General features: G+C 69.7%; 15 protein-coding genes and 1 pseudogene. 8 read left to right on the top strand and 8 right to left on the bottom strand.

What is annotated here, in order from left to right; genetic code table 11:
• Window positions 1-826 precede the first annotated feature (826 nt).
• Window positions 827-1,720, top strand: a complete 894-nt coding sequence (locus tag EER30_RS37360) for a hypothetical protein (protein ID WP_127505907.1) — start codon at window positions 827-829, stop codon at window positions 1,718-1,720.
• Window positions 1,721-1,864: 144 nt separating this feature from the next.
• On the opposite strand, the gene EER30_RS37355 is transcribed toward EER30_RS37360, so the two are convergent.
• The gene (locus EER30_RS37355) at window positions 1,865-2,524 is read right to left on the bottom strand and encodes a TMEM175 family protein (protein WP_127505905.1); all 660 of its coding nucleotides are present in this window, start codon (window positions 2,522-2,524) and stop codon (window positions 1,865-1,867) included.
• Between the two features lie 140 nt (window positions 2,525-2,664).
• Between EER30_RS37355 and EER30_RS37350 the strand changes: the two genes are divergently transcribed.
• The 3 genes from EER30_RS37350 to EER30_RS37340 are packed head-to-tail and all read left to right on the top strand — an operon-like array spanning window position 2,665 to window position 3,754.
• A complete protein-coding gene (locus tag EER30_RS37350) occupies window positions 2,665-2,853 on the top strand; it encodes a hypothetical protein (protein ID WP_127505903.1) in 189 nt (62 codons plus the stop codon).
• Between the two features lie 60 nt (window positions 2,854-2,913).
• Entirely contained in the window at window positions 2,914-3,333 is a 420-nt protein-coding gene (locus EER30_RS37345) for a YidB family protein (protein WP_127505901.1), read from the top strand.
• Window positions 3,334-3,382: 49 nt separating this feature from the next.
• Window positions 3,383-3,754, top strand: coding sequence for a VOC family protein (locus EER30_RS37340; protein ID WP_127505899.1), 372 nt, complete (start codon window positions 3,383-3,385; stop codon window positions 3,752-3,754).
• Here the strand turns inward: EER30_RS37340 and EER30_RS37335 are convergent.
• Window positions 3,737-4,660 carry an AraC family transcriptional regulator gene (locus EER30_RS37335; RefSeq protein ID WP_127505897.1) on the bottom strand — a complete coding sequence of 308 codons (924 nt, stop codon included), beginning with the start codon at window positions 4,658-4,660 and terminating at the stop codon, window positions 3,737-3,739. The genes EER30_RS37340 and EER30_RS37335 overlap by 18 nt on opposite strands.
• Window positions 4,661-4,719: 59 nt before the next feature.
• Between EER30_RS37335 and EER30_RS37330 the strand changes: the two genes are divergently transcribed.
• On the top strand, window positions 4,720-5,607 hold the full coding sequence (locus EER30_RS37330) for an SDR family NAD(P)-dependent oxidoreductase (protein ID WP_127505895.1): 888 nt from the start codon (window positions 4,720-4,722) through the stop codon (window positions 5,605-5,607).
• On the opposite strand, the gene EER30_RS37325 is transcribed toward EER30_RS37330, so the two are convergent.
• The gene (locus EER30_RS37325; protein ID WP_127505893.1) at window positions 5,594-7,207 is read right to left on the bottom strand and encodes a glycoside hydrolase family 10-like protein; all 1,614 of its coding nucleotides are present in this window, start codon (window positions 7,205-7,207) and stop codon (window positions 5,594-5,596) included. The two genes, EER30_RS37330 and EER30_RS37325, sit on opposite strands and share 14 nt — an antisense overlap.
• 55 nt (window positions 7,208-7,262) lie before the next feature.
• On the opposite strand from EER30_RS37325, the gene EER30_RS37320 reads away from it, so the two are divergent.
• A complete protein-coding gene (locus EER30_RS37320; protein ID WP_240670547.1) occupies window positions 7,263-8,156 on the top strand; it encodes an NAD(P)/FAD-dependent oxidoreductase in 894 nt (297 codons plus the stop codon).
• Here EER30_RS37320 and glgA read toward each other — a convergent pair.
• Window positions 8,101-9,315, bottom strand: a pseudogene (gene glgA, locus EER30_RS37315) (glycogen synthase); the annotation flags it as partial. The gene EER30_RS37320 and the pseudogene glgA sit on opposite strands and share 56 nt — an antisense overlap.
• 144 nt (window positions 9,316-9,459) lie before the next feature.
• Between glgA and glgC the strand changes: the two are divergent.
• Window positions 9,460-10,692, top strand: coding sequence for a glucose-1-phosphate adenylyltransferase (gene glgC / locus EER30_RS37310; RefSeq protein WP_127505889.1), 1,233 nt, complete (start codon window positions 9,460-9,462; stop codon window positions 10,690-10,692).
• A 2,909-nt stretch (window positions 10,693-13,601) separates the two neighbouring features.
• Here glgC and EER30_RS37305 read toward each other — a convergent pair.
• From EER30_RS37305 to EER30_RS37290, 4 genes are read right to left on the bottom strand one after another with little or no spacing between them, the layout of a single operon-like run.
• Window positions 13,602-14,615 carry an AraC family transcriptional regulator gene (locus tag EER30_RS37305; protein ID WP_164842615.1) on the bottom strand — a complete coding sequence of 338 codons (1,014 nt, stop codon included), beginning with the start codon at window positions 14,613-14,615 and terminating at the stop codon, window positions 13,602-13,604.
• A 27-nt stretch (window positions 14,616-14,642) separates the two neighbouring features.
• Window positions 14,643-14,987: a phospholipase gene (locus tag EER30_RS37300; RefSeq protein ID WP_240670545.1), complete on the bottom strand. Its 345-nt coding sequence runs from the start codon at window positions 14,985-14,987 to the stop codon at window positions 14,643-14,645.
• Window positions 14,984-16,411, bottom strand: a complete 1,428-nt coding sequence (locus tag EER30_RS37295; protein WP_205650582.1) for a DUF4331 domain-containing protein — start codon at window positions 16,409-16,411, stop codon at window positions 14,984-14,986. Before EER30_RS37295 ends, EER30_RS37300 begins: the two co-directional genes overlap by 4 nt.
• A 57-nt stretch (window positions 16,412-16,468) precedes the next feature.
• The gene (locus tag EER30_RS37290; protein ID WP_127505887.1) at window positions 16,469-17,359 is read right to left on the bottom strand and encodes a lytic polysaccharide monooxygenase auxiliary activity family 9 protein; all 891 of its coding nucleotides are present in this window, start codon (window positions 17,357-17,359) and stop codon (window positions 16,469-16,471) included.
• Between the two features lie 193 nt (window positions 17,360-17,552).
• Between EER30_RS37290 and EER30_RS37285 the strand changes: the two genes are divergently transcribed.
• Window positions 17,553-17,921 (top strand): FKBP-type peptidyl-prolyl cis-trans isomerase, encoded by a 369-nt coding sequence (locus EER30_RS37285; RefSeq protein ID WP_127505885.1) that lies wholly within the window; start codon window positions 17,553-17,555, stop codon window positions 17,919-17,921.
• Window positions 17,922-17,949 lie beyond the last annotated feature (28 nt).

Below are 17,949 nucleotides of genomic sequence, written 5' to 3'. Positions count from 1 at the left end.
CGACCGCAAGGCTTCCCACTTCACCGGATTCCTGCGCCTGGCCTGCGCTCTGATCTGCTACCGCCGAGCCGCCCGCCTCAACCTCCTGACCAGCAACAACCCCTAATGAGATGCGGTCTAAGGTCACCTCGCCGCCTCTCCCCCGGGTGGGTGGGCAGATAGTGCACGGTGGCCGCCTGTCCGGACGGAGCAGGAAGCGAACGGCGAGCCCGTCGTGGCCGGCGCACGCCGTCGCCGTCGCTCTGCCGGCCGTTCCGGCGGTGGCAGCAGAGCGGGCGTGGTGGCGGGTGCGGTTCGCAGCGATCGGTGGGCCCGGCTGACATGCGGTTGAACGCGGGCTCGCTGCGATTCCCCGCGACGACCGGCACGGCCCGCGGACCTCACCCGCATCACGGTTCAGCGTCGGGGCGTCACGCGGTGTTGACTCAGTGCAGCATGCATTCGTACCTTCATGTCCTCGGGTGTGGTCCGGGCCACGCCTGCCCGACGGGCGTAAGCCCGTTCGCCCCGGTGGTGGCGGCTCTTCCTTCGCGGTCGCCGCCACCGGGCGCCGGGGGCCGGGGGCCGGGGGCCGGGGGCCGGGGGCCGGGGGCCGGGGGCCGGGGGCCGGGGGCCGGGGGCCGATCGCAACGACGACACTCGAGATCCCTCGCAGCCGGCACCGCGACTCCTCCCGGGCACAAGATTCGCTCACCCACGTCCATCACCCGGGCTGACGTGCGGCTCGCCCTCGATCGAGACCTGCGGTCCCCCGAACGGCGAAATCGGACGGCTCAATTCATGACAGAGCCGGAACCACTGGCGTACGCGGATCGTCTGAACGGGCATGACTCGTCTCCGCGGCACCCTGATCGCCGCCGCCGTTCCCCTGTTCCTGCTCGCCGCCTGCGCGCAGCCCGGCACCACCGGCGCGGGCGCGTCCGGTCCCGGCATCCCGGAGAGCGCGTCCGTCGATCCCCAGGGCGCCGACGAGCTCGTTGCGCGCGTGGAGTCGTACGGTGGCTTCGTTCCCCCCGACCGCACTGTCGGCAGGCTGCCGTCGATCAGCGTCTTCGGCGACGGCCGTGTCATCACCGAGGGGCCCGTCCCGGCGATCTATCCCGGGCCGGCACTGCCCAACCTGCAGGTGCTGCAGCTCAGCTCCTACAAGGTCGATCAACTGCTCGAGGAGGCAGCCGAAGCAGGCGTACGCCCCGGCACCGACTTCGGTCAGCCCAACGTCGCCGACGCGCCGACCACCCGCGTCACCGTGAAGACCCCGCAGGGCACGCAATCGGTCGCGGTCGTGGCGCTCAACGAGGCTCAGGCCGACGATCCGATGCTGACCGCCCCGCAGGAGGCCGCCCGCGCCAAGCTGGCCGGTTTCGTCAAGAAGCTGTCCGACCTGTCGGCCGGTGACGCCTCCAGCACGACCAAGCCGTACGAGCCGACGTCGATCGCCGCACTGGCCCGGCCGTGGACCGAGGACCAGGCCGGGGCCGAACCGCCGCAGGCCGAGGTCGCGTGGCCCGGGCCGGCGCTGCCGGGCGACTACCTGAACCCCGCCTTCAAGATCGGGTGCGTGGTGGTGACCGGTGACGACACCGCGAAGGTGCTGGCCGCGGCCAAGAAGGCCAACCAGCTCACCCCGTGGACCGTCGGCGGGCAGAAATACCTGGTCAGCTTCCGTCCGCTGCTGCCCGACGAGAAGGGCTGCGCGGAGTTCAAGGGAAACCGGTGACTCCTCTCGGGGAGCCGTTCGATCCCGGCCGCGGCGAAGTCGCGGGGGACGACGGGGTCGATCGCGGGCCGGAGCGGACCGAGTCCGTTCCGGCCCGCCAGGGCTGCCGCCCCGCGCTGACCGCGCCCCGAGGCAATCGCCGCCTCAGCTGACCGGCTGCCTCGGCCGCGAAGCCTCTTCGGGGTCCGAAGCCTGCGTGTGCTCGAGATCGCGAACCACCCGGTCGATGCGGCGGTCGGGGATGAACCACAGCAGCGCGTTGGCGATGAAGAAGCCCACCCCGATGTACGACCCCAAGTGCCCGTCGCGGTCGATGAACAGCGCGCTGAGAATGCCGGCGACGTAGAAGAACGGTGCGACCTTGCCCTTGCGGTCCCGGCCGACGGCCTTGCGCAGCGGCGAGTCCGGCCCCTGCTGCCGGATGATCAGCGTCTGGAGGATCACGTACGTGATCGAGCCGGCCATGAGGTTGAGGCCGTAGACGATGACCGGGATGTGGGCGAAGCCCGACTCGTCCATCCAGGCCGTCGTGAACGGGAAGAGCGACAGCACGAACAGCAGCGCCAGGTTGACCCACAGCACCCCGCCCTGGACCCGCTGCACCAGGTGGAACATGTGGTGGTGGTTGACCCAGTAGATGCCGACGTAGACGAAGCTGAGCAGGTAGGTCAGCAACCCCCAGCCGGTCTCGTGCACCAGGTCGGTGAAGTCGTGGCCCTCCGGGATCTTCAACTCCAGCACCATGATCGTGATGATGATGGCGAGCACGCCGTCACTGAACGCCTCGAGCCGACTGGTACGCATGGTGCGACCGCCCTCCCCCTGAACAAATCCGCTGAGTCGTTGAGGTTGACCGGGCAGCCCGTCGATCTGTGACGGAGTCGGTGTCACGAAACCCCGGCCCCGATTTGTCTTCTTCGAACAGACGAGGAAGGGGTGCCCGCATGACCGTCGTCAACAAGACGCACATGCTCAACGTCGTCCGCCGGGCTTACGGGCCGGATTTCGCCGAGTCGGTGCGAGACAAGCTGCCCGACCATCTCGACCTCGCGAAGCCCGAGGACATGGCGCGGCTCGCCGAGCTCGGGCTGACCCCGGAGGGCCTGGTCGGCGCGCTCGGCGGGGAGTACTGAGCGCGGCTGTCACAGATCCGGCCACCACCCTGTCGCAAAGGCAAGGGAGGGAGACCGGTGATGACTGATATCGCGAAACTGTCCACGTTGCTCGACGACCCTGGGGTGCGCGACCTGCTCTACGGGCTCGCGTACACCGGGTCGCCGATCACGGGCCCGGCGCGCCTGCAATCGGTGGTGCTGCGGCTGGCCGAGACGACCACCCCCGAGCAGTACGGCAGCTGGCTGTCGGACGTTTCGCGCAACCAGCCGATGACCGTCGATCAGGTGCGGTCGTCGATCGGCGAGGGCACGCTGGACGACATCGCCCAGCTCTCGGGCAGTAACGCCGCCGCGGTCGCCTGGCAGTTGACCTCGGTGCTGCCCGACCTCGTGGACGCCGCGAGCCCCGGCGGCCGGGTCGTCGCGGCCGACGTGCTGGGCCCGGAGATCTTCGCGGCCATCGCCGACGACGAGCGCTCGGCCGGCGCCTTCGGCTGACGATCTTTCTCGTACGGAAAGTGTCGTACCCGGGGCTTACGGTGAGCCCATGACATGGAAAATCGAGCTCATCCCCGTTCCGGTGACCGACGTCGAGCGGGCCAAGGCGTTCTACCAGAGCGTCGGTTTCAACGCCGACCACGACTTCCCCGTGCAGGAGGGGCTGCGTTTCGTGCAGCTCACGCCGCCCGGCTCGGCCTGCTCGATCGTGCTCGGCGAGGGCATCACGAAGATGACGCCGGGCACGCAAGAGATCCAGATCGTGGTGCCCGACGCCGAGCAGGCCCGCGCCGAGCTGCTGGCCGCCGGTGTCGAGGCCAGCGAGGTCGACAAGCAGGCATGGGGCAACTTCGTCTACTTCAAGGACCCCGACGGCAACAGCTGGTCGCTGCAGGCGCTGGAGTCACGCCCCAACGGCTGAACGCGAGGCGCGGTACGCGCGCGGCGACAGGCCGTTGACGCGCTTGAACGCCGTGCTCAGCGCGCTCTCCGAGCCATAGCCGACCTCCCGGGCGATCACCGCCACCGTCTTGTCGCCGTGGCGCAGATCGGCGGCGGCCAGTTCGAGGCGCCAGCGGGTCAGGTAGTCGAGCGGTCCCTGCCCGACGACCTGCTTGAAGCGCGCGGCGAGCGACGACCGCGACACCGCTGCGACCGCGGCGAGGTCGGCGACCGTCCAGGCGTAGTCGGGCTTGCCGTGCATGGCTCGCAGGGCCGGTCCGACGACGGGATCGGCCAGCCCGGCCAGCCACCCCTCGCCGGGTGGTGACGTGGCCAGGTGCTGGCGCAGCAGGTGGATCAGCATGACCAGGGCGAGGTGCTCGGCGACCAGCGTCGAGGCGAGGGGGTGGTCGCGCAGTTCCAGGTCGATCTGGTCGAGCGCCCACCGCACCGTCGCCGCCGCCGGGGTCGCCCCGGGCACGTGGAGCACCGGCGGCAGCGAGTCGAGCAGCAGCTCCTGGGCGCGCTCGCCGAAGCCGAACCGGCCGCCGATCAGCAGCACGTCGTCGCCGGTGCCGGCGCGCGCCACGCCGTCCACCGCCGCGGCGAAGAGCGGGCGCGCCGGTTCGGCCGGCACGTCCAGCGCGCTGGCCAGGGTGAAGGCGATCGGGCGGGTCAGCAGGAAGCAGTCGCCCTCGTTCAGCTCGAAGACCGAGCCCTCGGCCAGCAGCAGACACCTCCCCCGGCGTACGGCGTTGAACTTGACCGCCGGGGGCGGCTCGAAGCTGACCGCCCAATCGCCGCCGGCGACCAGACCCGCCGAGAGGCTGCTCGTGGTGCCGACGAGCGAGAGCACGTCATTCAAGGGGTCTGCGTGGACGCTCACACAATTATCTTGGACGCTGGCCTATTCATCGTCCACCTGTGCGGGCGCATTCTGGGGTCATGACAAGGATCAACACCCCGTTCACCCCTGCCACCACGGCCGCCGAGGTGCTCGCCGGGGTCGACCTGACCGGCAAGCGGATGCTCATCACCGGGGGCGGCTCGGGGCTGGGCCGTGCCGCCGCCGACGCGCTGCGCGACGCGGGCGCCGAGGTCGTCGCCCCGACCCGCAAGGAGCTCGACCTGTCCGACCTCGCCTCGGTGCGCGCATACGCCGCGTCGGTCACCGGCACGGTCGACGCGATCATCGCCAACGCCGGCATCATGGCCGTGCCCGAGCGCCGCCTCACCGCGCAGGGCTGGGAGCTGCAGCTCGCCACGAACTTCCTCGGCCACTTCGCCCTGATCACCGGCCTGCGCGACCGGCTGGCCCCGGACGCCCGCATCGCCCTGGTCAGCTCGGGCATCCAGTTGCGCGGCCCGGTCGACTTCGACGATCCTCAGTTCGAGAACCGGCCGTACGATCCCTGGTCGGCCTACGCCCAGTCGAAGACCGCCGTCGTGCTGCTCGCGGTCGGCATCAGCCGTCGCTGGGGCGGCACCGGGATCACCGCGAACGCCCTGGCCCCCGGCTTCATCCACACGAGCCTGCAGCGCCACCTCGACCAGGCGACCATGCAGGCGGCCGGCGCGATGGACGACGAGGGCAACCTGATCCACCCCGACTACTACAAGACCCCCGAGCAGGGCGCGACCGCCGAGGTCATGCTGGTCGCCTCGCCGCTGCTGGCCGGGGTCACGGGCCGCTACTTCGACGACGACAACCAGGAGGCCGAGGTCGTTCCGGGCGGCCCCGACCCGATGAACGGGGTGGCCGAGTGGTCGGTCGACCCGGCCGCGGCCGACCGGCTGTGGGACCTCGCCGAGGCCACCGTCAGGAAGCAGTGATCGGCACGCTGACCAGGCCCTCGTTGCCCGAGCGGTCGAGGCCGGTCAGGCAGTAGGTCTGCGGGCCGGCCGGGGCCGCCGGGTCGACGACCGGGCTGCCCCCACGGCCGGTCGCCACGAGCGCGGCCGCGTCGCCGCTCACCCGGTAGAGGGCCCAGCTCACGGCGCCGGGCGCGGTCGCGTCGAGGCGCATCGCCGCGCCGGCGCGGGTCGCGGCCAGCAGGTGCGGGGCGGCGGGCGGGGCCGACGGCAGGCGAGCCATGCGCGGCAGCAGCGCCGGAGCGGCGTAGTGCTTGTCGCGGTAGCGGGTGACCGCGCCGAGCCGGTCGGCGCGAATCTGCTTCGCGCTGAAGTGCACCTGGCCCTGCACGCCCTGCGCGTCGTTCATCGCCATCTGCCGGTCGAGCATGGCCGGGTCGCTCCACGCGCCCGGCTCGCCGACGCGGTAGTCGGCCATGCCGATGTAGAGCTGCACGTTCGTGCCCTTGGTGAGCGCGGTCCACCAGGGCAGCAGCTTCGCGTAGTCGGCCCTGTCGAACCCGATCGTCCAATAGAGCTGCGGCACGATGTAGTCGAGCCAGCCCTCGCGAACCCATTTGCGGGTGTCGGCGTAGATGGCGTCGTACGCCTCGAGGCCTTTGCTGACGGAACCGGCGGGATCGGTCGATTTGTTGCGCCAGATGCCGAACGGGCTGATGCCGAACTTGACCCACGGCTTGACCGCCTGGATGCGCTCGTGCATCTCGCGGACCAGGGTGTCCACGTTGTCCCGCCGCCACTGCGCGCGGCTCTTCCCGGCGCCGTACTTCGCGTAGCTGGCGCTGTCGGGGAAGTCCTCGCCGGCCTTCGGATAGGGGTAGAAGAAGTCGTCGAAGTGCACGCCGTCGATGTCGTACTTCTCGACCGCTTCCAGCATCGAGTCCTCGACGAACTTGCGCGCGGCCGGGATGCCCGGATCGAAGTACAGCCGGGACGTCTTGCCCTTGGGGAACGAGATCGCCCAGTCGCGGTGCTTGAGCAGCGGGTGGTTCGGCGCGAGCTTGGCGAAATCGGCGCCGGGGCCGACCGGGCCGGGCTGGGTGCCGCGGTAGGGATTGAACCAGGCGTGGAACTCCAGGTTGCGGGCGTGGGCCTCGCGAACCATGTACTCGAGCGGGTCCCAGCCGGGCGACACCCCGTCGCGTTTGCCGGTCAGCCACTCCGACCAGGGGGCGTACGCCGAGGGCCAGAACGCGTCCCCGCTGGGCCGGACGTGCACGAAGATCGCGTTGTGCCGCTGGGCCACGGCCAGCTCGAGCCAACGCTGGTACTCGGCCTTGACCTGCGCCTGGGACAGGCCCCGCCGGCTCGGGAAGTCGATGTTCGTGACCGTGGTCAGCCACATGCCGCGCAGCTCGCGGGCCGCCCGCACCGGCACCGTGCCGCACTTGCCCTCGGCGCCCGGCACCAGCACGGGCGACGACGGGTAGGGCGCGCCGGCCGCGGGTTCGGGCTGGTAGGTGGCCGCCCGCAGCAGGCCGGCGCCGAGCACCCCGGTCGCGACGAGCACCGCGACGAGGACGACCGTCAGGCGTACGGGTGGGCGCGGGATCCGGAGCATGGCCACCAGTGTGCCTTGCCGTCCTGATCACGTGCGCGGCCGTAGAGTCGTCCGGGTGACAGTCGTCGTGGTGGGTGCCGGGATCGCGGGCCTGGCCTGTGCCCGCGAGCTGGTCGACGCCGGGGTTCCGGCGCGGGTGCTCGAGCGCGCCGACGTGCCGGGCGGGCGGCTGGCCAGCCGATGGCTCGACGACCGGTACGCCGACGTCGGCGCCGCGTACGTCACCGCCGACGACCCGTCGTTCCAGGGCCGGCTGCAGAGCTGGCGGATCGAGGGCCTGGCCCGGCCGTGGACCGACACGTTCCGCGGCCAGCACGGGCCGGGTCCGATGCGCTGGTCGGCGCCGGGCGGGCTGCGCTCCCTGGCCGTCGGCCTGGCGACCGGGCTCGAGATCACGTACGGTGCCGAGGTCACCGAACTGCCCGACGCCTCGTACGTCGTCCTGGCGATGCCCGGCCCCGAGGCGTTGCGCGTGGCTGACCTGCCCGCGGCGCGCGAACAGTCGTGGGACCCGGTGCTGACGGCCGTGCTGACCTATCCGCGCCGCTCGTGGGACGACTTCGGCGGGGCCTTCGTCAACGACCATCCCGTGCTCGCCACCGTGTGCGACGACGGGGACCGGCGCGGCGACCGGGCGCCGGTGCTGGTCGCCCACTCGACACCGCAGTTCGCACGGGAGATCGGGCGTACGGCGATCGTCGAGGCCGTCAACGGGCTGCTCGGGATCGAGGACTCGCCGCGCGCCGAGTACCACCTGTGGCCGTACGCCCAACCTCGCCCGGGCCGAGGGGACTTTGCCCGCCGCGGGAACGTCTATCTCTGCGGCGACGCCTTCGGGCGCCCCCGTGTGCAGACCGCCTGGCTCAGTGGCCGGGCGGTCGCCCACGACATTGTCAGAGAACGCTTCGGTACACCGTCATCGTCTCCTCGGCGATCCGCGACCAGCTGAACTTGTCGACGGCGCGCTTGCGGCCGGCCAGACCCATCGCCTCGGCACGGCCCGGGTCCTCGATCAGCGTGGTGATGCCGTCCGCGAGGTCAGCGACGAAACGATCGGGGTCCACGGGCGTACCCGTGCCGTCCGGGATCTGCTCGATCGGCACGAGCAAGCCGGTGACGCCGTCGTTGACGACCTCGGGGATGCCACCGGTAGCCGTGGCCACGACGGCCGTCTCGCAGGCCATCGCCTCGAGGTTCACGATGCCCATCGGCTCGTAGATCGACGGACAGACGAAGACGGTCGCGTGCGTGAGCACCTGGATGACCTCGTGCTTGGGCAGCATCTCCTGCACCCAGACGACGCCACGCTCGTCACGCACGGCCCGCAGCTCGTCGGCCAGCGCCTCGACCTCGGCCGCGATCTCGGGCGTGTCGGGAGCGCCGGCCAGCAGCACGATCTGGGCCTGCGGCGGCAGCAGACGGCAGGCGCGCAGCAGGTAGGGCAGGCCCTTCTGGCGGGTGATGCGGCCGACGAAGACGACGCTCGGCCGGGACAGGTCGATGCCCAGGCGCTCGACGACGTCAGTGCCACGGTCGGGGTGGTAGAGCTCGGTGTCGATGCCGTTGTAGACGACCTGCACCTTGTCCGGATCGACCGACGGGTACGCCGCCAGGACGTCGCGCCGCATGCCGCCCGAGACGGCGATGACCGCGTCGGCGTTCTCGATCGCGACCCGCTCGCAGAACGACGACAGCGCGTAACCGCCGCCGAGCTGCTCGGCCTTCCACGGCCGCAACGGCTCGAGGCTGTGGGTGGTGACGACGTGCGGAACCCCGTACAGGAGCTTGGCGGTGTACCCGGCGAAGTTCGCGTACCAGGTGTGGCTGTGCACGAGGTCGGTGCCCTCGGCCCCCGCCGCCATTTCAAGATCCACACCCATCGTACGCAAGGCCGCGTTGGCGCCCTTGAGCTCGACCGGCTCCGGATAGGCGGTCACCCCCGGCTCGTCGCGGGGCGCGCCGAAGCAGTGCACCCGCACATCGGCCAGGTGCCGCAGATCCCTGGTCAGGTATTCGAGATGGACACCGGCGCCGCCGTACACCTCCGGCGGGTACTCCCGGGTGATCAGATCGACTCGCAACGATTTCGCCCCTGTTTCGGCCACGCTCGCAGCGTAAACCCTTCATGAATCCCGCGCCGCGAACCTTGCCCTCGCCACCCCAAGATCAGCTATCCTGGCCGACGCCGGGTGACCGCGGCGAGTTGCCCCCTTCGGCTGGCGCTCTGGCTGGCGGAAAGTTAGCGTCCTTCCATGGCTGTCAAGGTGCTTGCGATCGTTCTGGCCGGTGGAGAAGGTAAGCGCCTGATGCCCCTGACGGCCGACCGGGCCAAACCCGGCGTGCCGTTCGGCGGCATCTACCGCATGATCGACTTCGTGCTGTCGAATCTGGCCAACGGCGGCTATCTGAAGATCGTCGTCCTCACCCAGTACAAGTCCCACTCCCTCGACCGCCACATCTCCAAGACGTGGCGCATGTCGACCCTGCTCGGCAACTACGTCACCCCGGTTCCCGCCCAGCAGCGGCTCGGCCCGCGGTGGTTCGCCGGCTCAGCCGACGCGATCTACCAGAGCATGAACCTCATCAACGACGAGAAGCCCGACTACGTCATCGTCTTCGGCGCCGACCACATCTACCGCATGGACCCGAAGCAGATGGTCAACGACCACATCACCTCGGGCGCCTCGGTCACGGTCGCCGGCATCCGCCAGCCGAAATCGCTGTCCGACCAGTTCGGCGTCATCGACGTGGATTCGGACGGCAAGAAGATCCGAGCCTTCCGCGAGAAGCCGAAGGACGTCGACGGCCTGCCCGACTCCCCCGACGAGATCTACGCGTCGATGGGCAACTACGTCTTCACGACCCGCGCGCTGATGGAGGCGGTCAGCAAGGACGCGCAGGACCCCGACAGCAAGCACGACATGGGCGGCAACATCATCCCCATGCTGGTCGAACGGGGCGAGGCCAACGTCTACGACTTCCGCGACAACTTCGTCCAGGGCAGCACCGACCGCGACCGCGGCTACTGGCGCGACGTGGGCACACTCGACTCGTTCTACGAGGCCCACATGGACCTGATCGCCACCCTGCCGATCTTCAATCTTTACAACCACGAATGGCCGATCTTCACCAACTACGGCTCGTGGCCCCCCGCCAAGTTCGTCCATGGGTACGACGACAGGCAAGGCCGCGCCATCGAGTCGATGATCTCGCCCGGCGTCGTGGTGTCGGGCTCGCTCGTGGAACGCTCGGTGATCTCCCCCAACGTGCGGGTCAACTCGTGGTCCCATGTCGAGGGCTCGGTGCTGATGGAAGGCGTGCAGGTCGGCCGCCGCGCGATCATCCGCAACGCGATCCTCGACAAGAACGTCGTAGTGCCCGAAGGAGCCCAGATCGGCGTAGACCTCGACCGCGACCGCAAGCTCTACACGGTCTCGGACAACGGCGTGGTAGTCATCGGCAAGGGTCAACGAGTAGAACTCTGAACCCGGCCCGGCTCGGCCAGCGGCGGCAGCTGCGCACATCCCAGCAGCCGTCGCGGCCCCGCCCCCGCCGCGAACTCCACCCGGCAACCCGCCACGGCTCCCGCGGGGCAAGCCATCACCCACCACCACCCGGCAACCCGTCACGCCCCACAGAGCAGGCCGTCGCCTGTCACCACCCGGCGACCCGTCACGGCCCCGCAGAGCAAGCCGTCACCGGTCCCCGCCCGGCGACCCGTCACAGCCCCGCAGAGCAGGGCGCGACTCGCCCCCATCCGGCGACCCCTGACGGCTTCAACAGCGCAAGCCGTTAGCCGCCTCCACCCGGCAACCCGTCACGGCCCCCGCAAAGCAAGCCGTCACCGGCCACCACCCGGCGACCCGTCACAGCCCCGCAGAGCAGGGCGCGACTCGCCCCCATCCGGCGACCCCTGACGGCTTCAACAGCGCAAGCCGTTAGCCGCCTCCACCCGGCAACCCGTCACGGCCCCCGCACAGCAAGCCGCCACCACCCCACCCAGCGACCTGTCACGGCGTCCGCCCGACAAGCCGAACTCACCCGCTCGTCGGCCGTCCCAGCTCCCCCCATCAGGCCAGCAAATCAGGTCGCCCGCGCCTCGATCCGTTTGACCAGCGCCTTGCGTCGGTTCGACTGGACGGGGCTGGTGTCGGTCGTTGGGATGCTTCGCGGGACGCCTTCAGCCGACGCAGAGTTGCGGCATCGAGACGCCGGAGCCTCGCCCTCGGCGCCAAGCGAGGCGAGGCGAGGCGAGGCGCCCGCACCGCACCGCACCGCACCGCACCGCACCGCACCGGCGCCAATCAGAGCTCAGGTGAGCACCTCGATCACTGCTCTTCGAGCACAGGACTATTACCTTTCCTCCCGTCGCATGCAGCCACCTCGATTGATCCAGCGGCACCTCAAATGATAGCGGCACGCTCAACGTCTCGCCAATATCATCGAAGGTTTGCGCAATTGTCAAAACAGACTTGCGAATTTGTCAAATAATCGGGCGACGGCAGTTGTAGCCGAAGTTGGCATGATCGATTACAAACGAAGGGAGACGATGCGGCCGCAGCGCGGAATAATGGACGCATGACGCAGCTGCAGTTGTTCAACCGGAAGCAAATGACTGCTATGCGGGATAGAACCAAGGCCCACAACTACTCACCCGGCAATGACGAATTCCGGCGCGACCACGAGCAGCGCCGCGAACGTGGTTTGGTTCTCCGGCATGCCGAAAAGGAGCGGAGACTCCGGGCGGAGGGGAAATGGCTGGCCAGCTTTCCCGACGTGCCGGACGCGGTCAAGCGCGCCGCAACCACGCTGACGTCTTCCTCACCACCAAACCCGAAGCGACGACCGGGGAGCACCGCCCACGCAGCTGCATCACCGAGGCCGCGGCCACCAGATCCGGCGGGCCGGCCTGCAGCGGGCGCGAGCACCGCCGCCCCACGCAGGCGGCCACCGTCAGCCACGACGGTCCGGCCAGAGGCTCGGGCAGGAAGCGTCTCCTCGCCAACGCGGCCATCTCCATCCGGCTCGGCATCTCACCCCGAACCGCGTGCCACGAGTGCCGCCCCCGACAAGCTGCCGCCACCAGACCCGACACCTCGCCGGCCCGCCGCGCGCCGGCCAACAGCGCGCCCGAACACCGTCGGCGCACGCACGGCGCCACCGTCAGATCCGGCACGACATTCAGCAGGTGTGGAGGGCATCTCGTCGCTTTCGCGACCGTCGCCATCCGGCCCTGCGCCCAGGGTCGAGATGCCAGCCAGCGGCACCGTCACACCCACGACACCCGGCCCGGTGCCCCACCCCGAGACGCCGGCCAACAGCACCGTCACACACACGACACCCGGCCCAGTGCCCCACCCCGAGACGCCAACCAACAGCACCGTCACACAGACGAGACCGAGCCTGGCGCGCCACCGTGAAACGCCCGAGCGGCCCGCTGGCCCGCGGCAGTTGTTCCCGCTGGCGCCGTCACCAGCCCAGCAAGGCGGCGTCACTCGGAACCTAGCCGGAACGCGGTCGGCCGCTCGCGCAGGACCGGCCGACGAGGCCGACGTGTGCGCTGAGCCGCGCCCTGTCCAGAAACGGAAGCGGAGAACGCCGCCGACCAGGCCACGCAACCGGAGGACGATCGTCGGCCGGTCATCTTCCGAGAACAGCTTGCCGAGCCGAGTCTCGCTCGATCAGGCTGACTGTGCTCGGGCGTGCGATCGAACCGACCCGCTGGACAGTGCTCTGGAGCAACGTCTGACCGTCCCGGGCAACCGCGCTCACGAACGACATCCGCTCGAACGGGCGAGCCGCGCTCAGCAACTACATCCGACGGAACCGGCGAACCGCACCCGGGAACGACACCCGACCGAACCCGCGAACCGCACCCGGGAACGACATTCGACCAGGTGGTGCGTTGTTGATCGGGGGGACCTGTTTGTTCGGGTGCTTGGAACGGGCCGCGTTTGGGGATTCGTCGGGATTTGATCGGAGGTCTTGGCGATCATGAGGCTCTTCGGCTTGAGTGATCTCTTGGCATTTCGCGTGGTCCAGCCGGAGTTTGGACGGGGGATGGGGTGAAAGCCTTGGCGGCGGCTTGCCCGCAAGAACTTGGCTAATGACTGCGGTTTAAAGGGGGCCGAATTCGGCCGGATGCGGCACGGCTTAACGGCGGCCTTGGGAGATTCGTATTGGCTCGGCCACAATATGGGGCGTTCAAACGATCAGGTTGGCGGATGCAAAGGGTCAACTGCGGGGTCATCCGGTAGCTGACTTGTTGTCGTGGTAATTCCGTTCGCGCGTGCTATTGATGGCTGGGAAGTGTCGGTTGCTCGGGAATCGTTCAATGCGACGGGATTGTTGATTGCGACGGGAATCATTGGTTGCTTGGGGTGACAGGGGGATCTCAGCGGCGTTCTCGGAGGGTCTGGGACGGGGACAGGCCGTAGCGGGCTCGGTAGGCGCCGGCGAAGCGGCCCAGGTGGGTGAAGCCCCAGCGGTAGGCGACCTCGGAGACGTTCACCTGCCACGGGTCCGAACGGGACAGTTCGGAATGAACGTGGTCGAGGCGTAATCGGCGCAGGTAGGTCAACGGAGACATGCCTACGTGCTGGCGGAACGACTCCTGCAGGACTCGGACGCCTACGCCGGCTATGGCGGCCAGGTCGGTGGCAGTGAAGGGGCGCCAGGGTTCGGCGTGCATCGCGTCCAGGGTGCGTTTCACCGTACGGGGGCGGTTCGGGCCCTGCAGGCCGTTGGGCTCCTCGCCGTACGGGTGCTCGACGGTCAGGGCCAGGCCGCTGACCACCATGTCTCGCCAGCGGGACGCCATGCGGGGCTGGGCGGACAGGCCGTGGCCGTGGCGCAGCTCGCCGAAGAGCAGGCGGACCAGGGAGACCCAGGTGCGGCCAGGCGCGTCCATCGCGTTGAAGCTGTCGCCCAGCAGCAGCGGACTGACGATCTGCTGGTCGAGGGCGGCGTCCAGCTCGCGTTCCAGGGCACCCCGTTCGACCTTGACGCTGAGCAGGCGGCAGGTGCCGGGCCATTCGAGGTCGATGTCGCCGACCGGCCGGTAGACGGCGGCCCGGGTCGGGTCGGCCAGCACCGCCGTGCCCCGGTGGCGTGACCGCAGCGTGCCGGTCACCGGAACGAGCACGTGGTAGGACGTCTCCAGGTCGCCGATCGCGACGTGGATGTCGCTGCCGTAGCTGATCTCGCCGACGGTGATCGAGCCGAGCGCCACGACGTCGCCTCGGAACGCGAACCCGGACCGGTCGCCGACCGGGTCGACCTGGAGCGGGCCGTAGAACATGCTGCGGCAGAAAGCCCGGGCCTCGTCCACATCGGCCGTAGCCAGCGAGAAGTGGATGGGCGCGTCGGCTCCCGGTGGTCCCGTGCGGGTCTGGGGGACGCCGACCATGGCGTCCACCCTAGACCCGTTCTCGCACTATGCGGCGGCGGAAGCCATCGGCCAGGTGAATTGGGCGACCCCGCCGCCCGGAACATCGATCTCTCCGAGCGGAGTTATCGGGTTGTCCCACACCGTGTAGCGGCCCTCGGGCAGGCTGTCGAGCACGACGCTGAAGCAGACGCCGCCGCGCACATATCGGGCGCGAACCGCCGCTTGGGTACGGGTCGCGGCGTCGTCGACCGGGCTGACCTCGATCTCCCGGCCGTGCATGCGACCTGGCGTATTGATGATCAGCGCACCGATCCCGGCGCCGATGTTGAGCATGACCGTGCCCTGCCCGGAGGGGGTCATGCTGTGCCAGGAGGGCGGGGGCTTCTTCACAGTTCACCGTTTCGATCGAGGGGAGGGCCGGAAGGAGAGGCGAAGGGAAGGCCGGAAGGAGGCTCAGAAGGAGGGACGGACGGTGGCGCGGAAGGAGGAGCGAAGGCCGAGGCGGAATGGGGTGCAGAAGGCGAGGCGGAAGGAGGAGCGAAGGGGGAACCAGCGGCAGGGTCGGAGTAGGGGCCGGAGGGGGTTCCGAGGTAGGGGAAGTGAGGCAGGAGGCCCGCGCCGGCGTTAGCCACGCTGAAACCCTGCTCGACCAGGGTGGCGGCCGCGTCGACCTCGTACGAGGGGTCGATCAATGGGACCGTGATCCCGGCGACGGCCCGCAGGGAGATCGAGACCACGTCGTCGGTGATGCGGCGGCCGTTCGGGTAGCCGGCCGGGTCGCCGCCGAGCAGGCCGAAGCGGCTGGGCAGCTCGGCCGGTGGGACCGCGGTGTCCAGGCGCAGCAGGTCGGCCTGTACGTCGCCGGTGTGGTTGCGGAAGCCGTCGATCATGCCGTCGGGGAAGCCGGTGAGCAGCATCGCCACCAGGTCGGTGCGCGGGGTGCCGGCCCGGTCGAGCGACGCCAGCCGGTCGAACGTCCCCGGGTGCAGGGCGAGCAGCAGCCGTTGCAGTTCGGGCCGTTCGACCAGGTGGGCGAAGAGTTTGTCCTCGGTCGGCGGGAGCGCGTTCCATCGGTCACGGTCGGCCGGCGGCACGATCAGTTCCTTGAACAGCGGATTGCCGAGCCGGGAGACCTGCGTGTAGGGCCCGACCACCACCGCGTCGTCGACCTGCACCGAGCGGCGGCTCGCGGTGGTCCACACGCCGATCACCCCCGCGGCGGTGATCGGGAGCTGCAGCGCGATGCTGTTGACGCTCAACCGACCGGCGCGATCGGCGAGGTCACCGGGGGGCCGGAGGTAGCCGAGGTCGACGAAGAACGCGTCGGCCCGCTGCCCGGCGAAGACCCGCTCCCCCGTGGGCAGCGACGCGACCGCGGCCCGGGCGAGGTCCTCGTAGGCGGGGATCGAGCGGCGGCCGACGTTGCACGGCGGGCAGGGCAGACGCTCGGCCAGCACGGTGCTTTTCCCGTACGCGTCCACGACGGTCACGGAGAAGAATTGGCGCCGGTTCCAGTTCGCGCTGTCGAGCGACTCGATCGGGCCCGTGTTGTAGAGGAACGTCGTGTCGTCGCGCAGTTCGGTGCGGAACCGGAACTGGTATGTCAGGTCGGGCCGCGCGTCGCCGTTCACGTCGAGGTGCAGCTCGTAGAGCACGTCGTCGCCGAACTCGACGAAGTCCGCGCCGCCCGCCGGCACGTAGTTAGCGATGATCGTGACGGTCTCCGGGGCGTCGGGGCTGACGAACACGTAGAGATCTGAGCTGTCCGTCACCGGATCCCCGTTGATCTCGGGGGCCTCGGGCTGCGCTGACATTGACGTCCTCTCCGGGAATGTCGACGCCCATCAGTACGGGGTGCGAACCGTTGTGGTTCAACGGTTTTCGCGCCGTCTGCGGGCCATCGCGCCGACTCCGGCCCACGCGGCCGCGCCGAACCCGAGCACCAGCGCCCCGGCGACGATCCAGTGACCGATCGTGACGTTGCTGGTGTCACTCACCGGGCGGATCGCCTGCGCGGTGGCCGAGGGCGCGGGCGCGACCGACGAGGGCGGCGAGGTCGCCGAACGGACGACCGGAGCCACGGCGGGACTTTTTGTCGGCTTCGCGGCCTTCGTGGCGGGCGCGGACGAGACGACGGCGGCGGCCGGCGGGAAGACCACGTCGGAGCAGGAGTAGTACGTGTCAGGCGTGCGAGACGTCTCCCACACGATGTAGAGGATGTGCCGCCCGGTGCGCTCCGGCAGTTTGAGGCGAAGAAGGTAGGCGCCGTCCTCGAGCGAGGGGTCGGTGACCGCCACGACGGGCTTGCTGCCGAGGTCGTCCCAGGTGAGCCGCTTCGAGGGGTCGTACGAGGCCTTGGTCAGGAAGACCCGGAACTCGCCGGCGTGCGGAATGGTCGCCCGGTAGCGGACCGTCAGGGTCTTGCCCGAGCTGACCTTGGTGGCCGGGAAGTCGTCGCGGGCCAGGTCGAGGCCCTTGAACGCGGGCAGGCCCCCGCTGCACAGCTTGCCGTCGGGCACGACCTGCCGGTCCTTGCCGTTCACGTTCGCGATGCGCAGATTGTCGAACTTGCCGAAGCTGCCACCGTTCGCCGTCTTCGCCGCCTGGCAGGCTTTGCTGCCGGTCTCCTCGCCGCCGGACGCGCACGCGGCCGTACGGCTGATCGGCGTGGTCGGCGACCCGTGCGCCTGAGCGGGCGCAGGTGCGAGGGCCGTGGCGGCGGCGACCGTCAACGCGACGGCGGCCAGGCGATGAATTCTCACGTCCGTGCAGTACGGATAAACACCGTGAGTCGTTCAGCACGTCCGTGACCGGGCTCGAACCGGCCTGTGATTGCATGACTGGGGTTCATTCAGGGCCGACCTCGCGCCGCACTCAGCCGCAGGTCAGCCGCTCAGGTCTGCACCGCCCTGAATTATCCTCACCGTGCTCGACTGTCAACGAATTGGAGTTCCCATGGACAAGCCCGACGTCGGCCCGATCGAGGGCGCGCCCCCGGCTGACCTCGTGATCGAGGACATCACCGTCGGCGAGGGGCCCGAGGCGAAGCCCGGCCAGTACGTCAGCGTCCACTACGTCGGTGTCGCGCACTCGACGGGCCGCGAGTTCGACGCCTCGTACAACCGTGGCGAGCCCTTCGCCTTCCCGCTCGGCGGCGGTCAGGTCATCGCCGGCTGGGACCAGGGCGTGGCCGGCATGAAGGTCGGCGGTCGGCGCAAGCTGACCATCCCGCCGCACCTGGGCTACGGCGCGCGCGGCGCCGGCGGCGCCATCAAGCCGAACGAGACCCTGATCTTCGTGGTCGATCTGCTCGGCGTGCAGTGACGTTCGGGCAGGACGCCGCCCGAGGGTG

This window comes from Actinoplanes solisilvae (assembly GCF_003999975.1).
In the GTDB taxonomy this organism is placed as follows: domain Bacteria; phylum Actinomycetota; class Actinomycetes; order Mycobacteriales; family Micromonosporaceae; genus Actinoplanes; species Actinoplanes solisilvae.
The sequence above is the reverse complement of the archived record's forward strand: the minus strand, read 5'-3'. Positions and strand labels throughout refer to the sequence as shown.

Coding starts and splice junctions, on each gene's coding strand:
- EER30_RS37285 (WP_127505885.1), top strand. CDS start 17,553: ATGGACAAGCCCGACGTCGGCCCGATCGAGGGCGCGCCCCCGGCTGAC.
- EER30_RS37305 (WP_164842615.1), bottom strand. CDS start 14,615: ATGGTCGGCGTCCCCCAGACCCGCACGGGACCACCGGGAGCCGACGCG.
- EER30_RS37340 (WP_127505899.1), top strand. CDS start 3,383: ATGACATGGAAAATCGAGCTCATCCCCGTTCCGGTGACCGACGTCGAG.
- EER30_RS37350 (WP_127505903.1), top strand. CDS start 2,665: ATGACCGTCGTCAACAAGACGCACATGCTCAACGTCGTCCGCCGGGCT.
- EER30_RS37360 (WP_127505907.1), top strand. CDS start 827: ATGACTCGTCTCCGCGGCACCCTGATCGCCGCCGCCGTTCCCCTGTTC.
- EER30_RS37325 (WP_127505893.1), bottom strand. CDS start 7,207: ATGCTCCGGATCCCGCGCCCACCCGTACGCCTGACGGTCGTCCTCGTC.
- EER30_RS37345 (WP_127505901.1), top strand. CDS start 2,914: ATGACTGATATCGCGAAACTGTCCACGTTGCTCGACGACCCTGGGGTG.
- glgC (WP_127505889.1), top strand. CDS start 9,460: ATGGCTGTCAAGGTGCTTGCGATCGTTCTGGCCGGTGGAGAAGGTAAG.
- EER30_RS37295 (WP_205650582.1), bottom strand. CDS start 16,411: ATGTCAGCGCAGCCCGAGGCCCCCGAGATCAACGGGGATCCGGTGACG.
- EER30_RS37355 (WP_127505905.1), bottom strand. CDS start 2,524: ATGCGTACCAGTCGGCTCGAGGCGTTCAGTGACGGCGTGCTCGCCATC.
- EER30_RS37330 (WP_127505895.1), top strand. CDS start 4,720: ATGACAAGGATCAACACCCCGTTCACCCCTGCCACCACGGCCGCCGAG.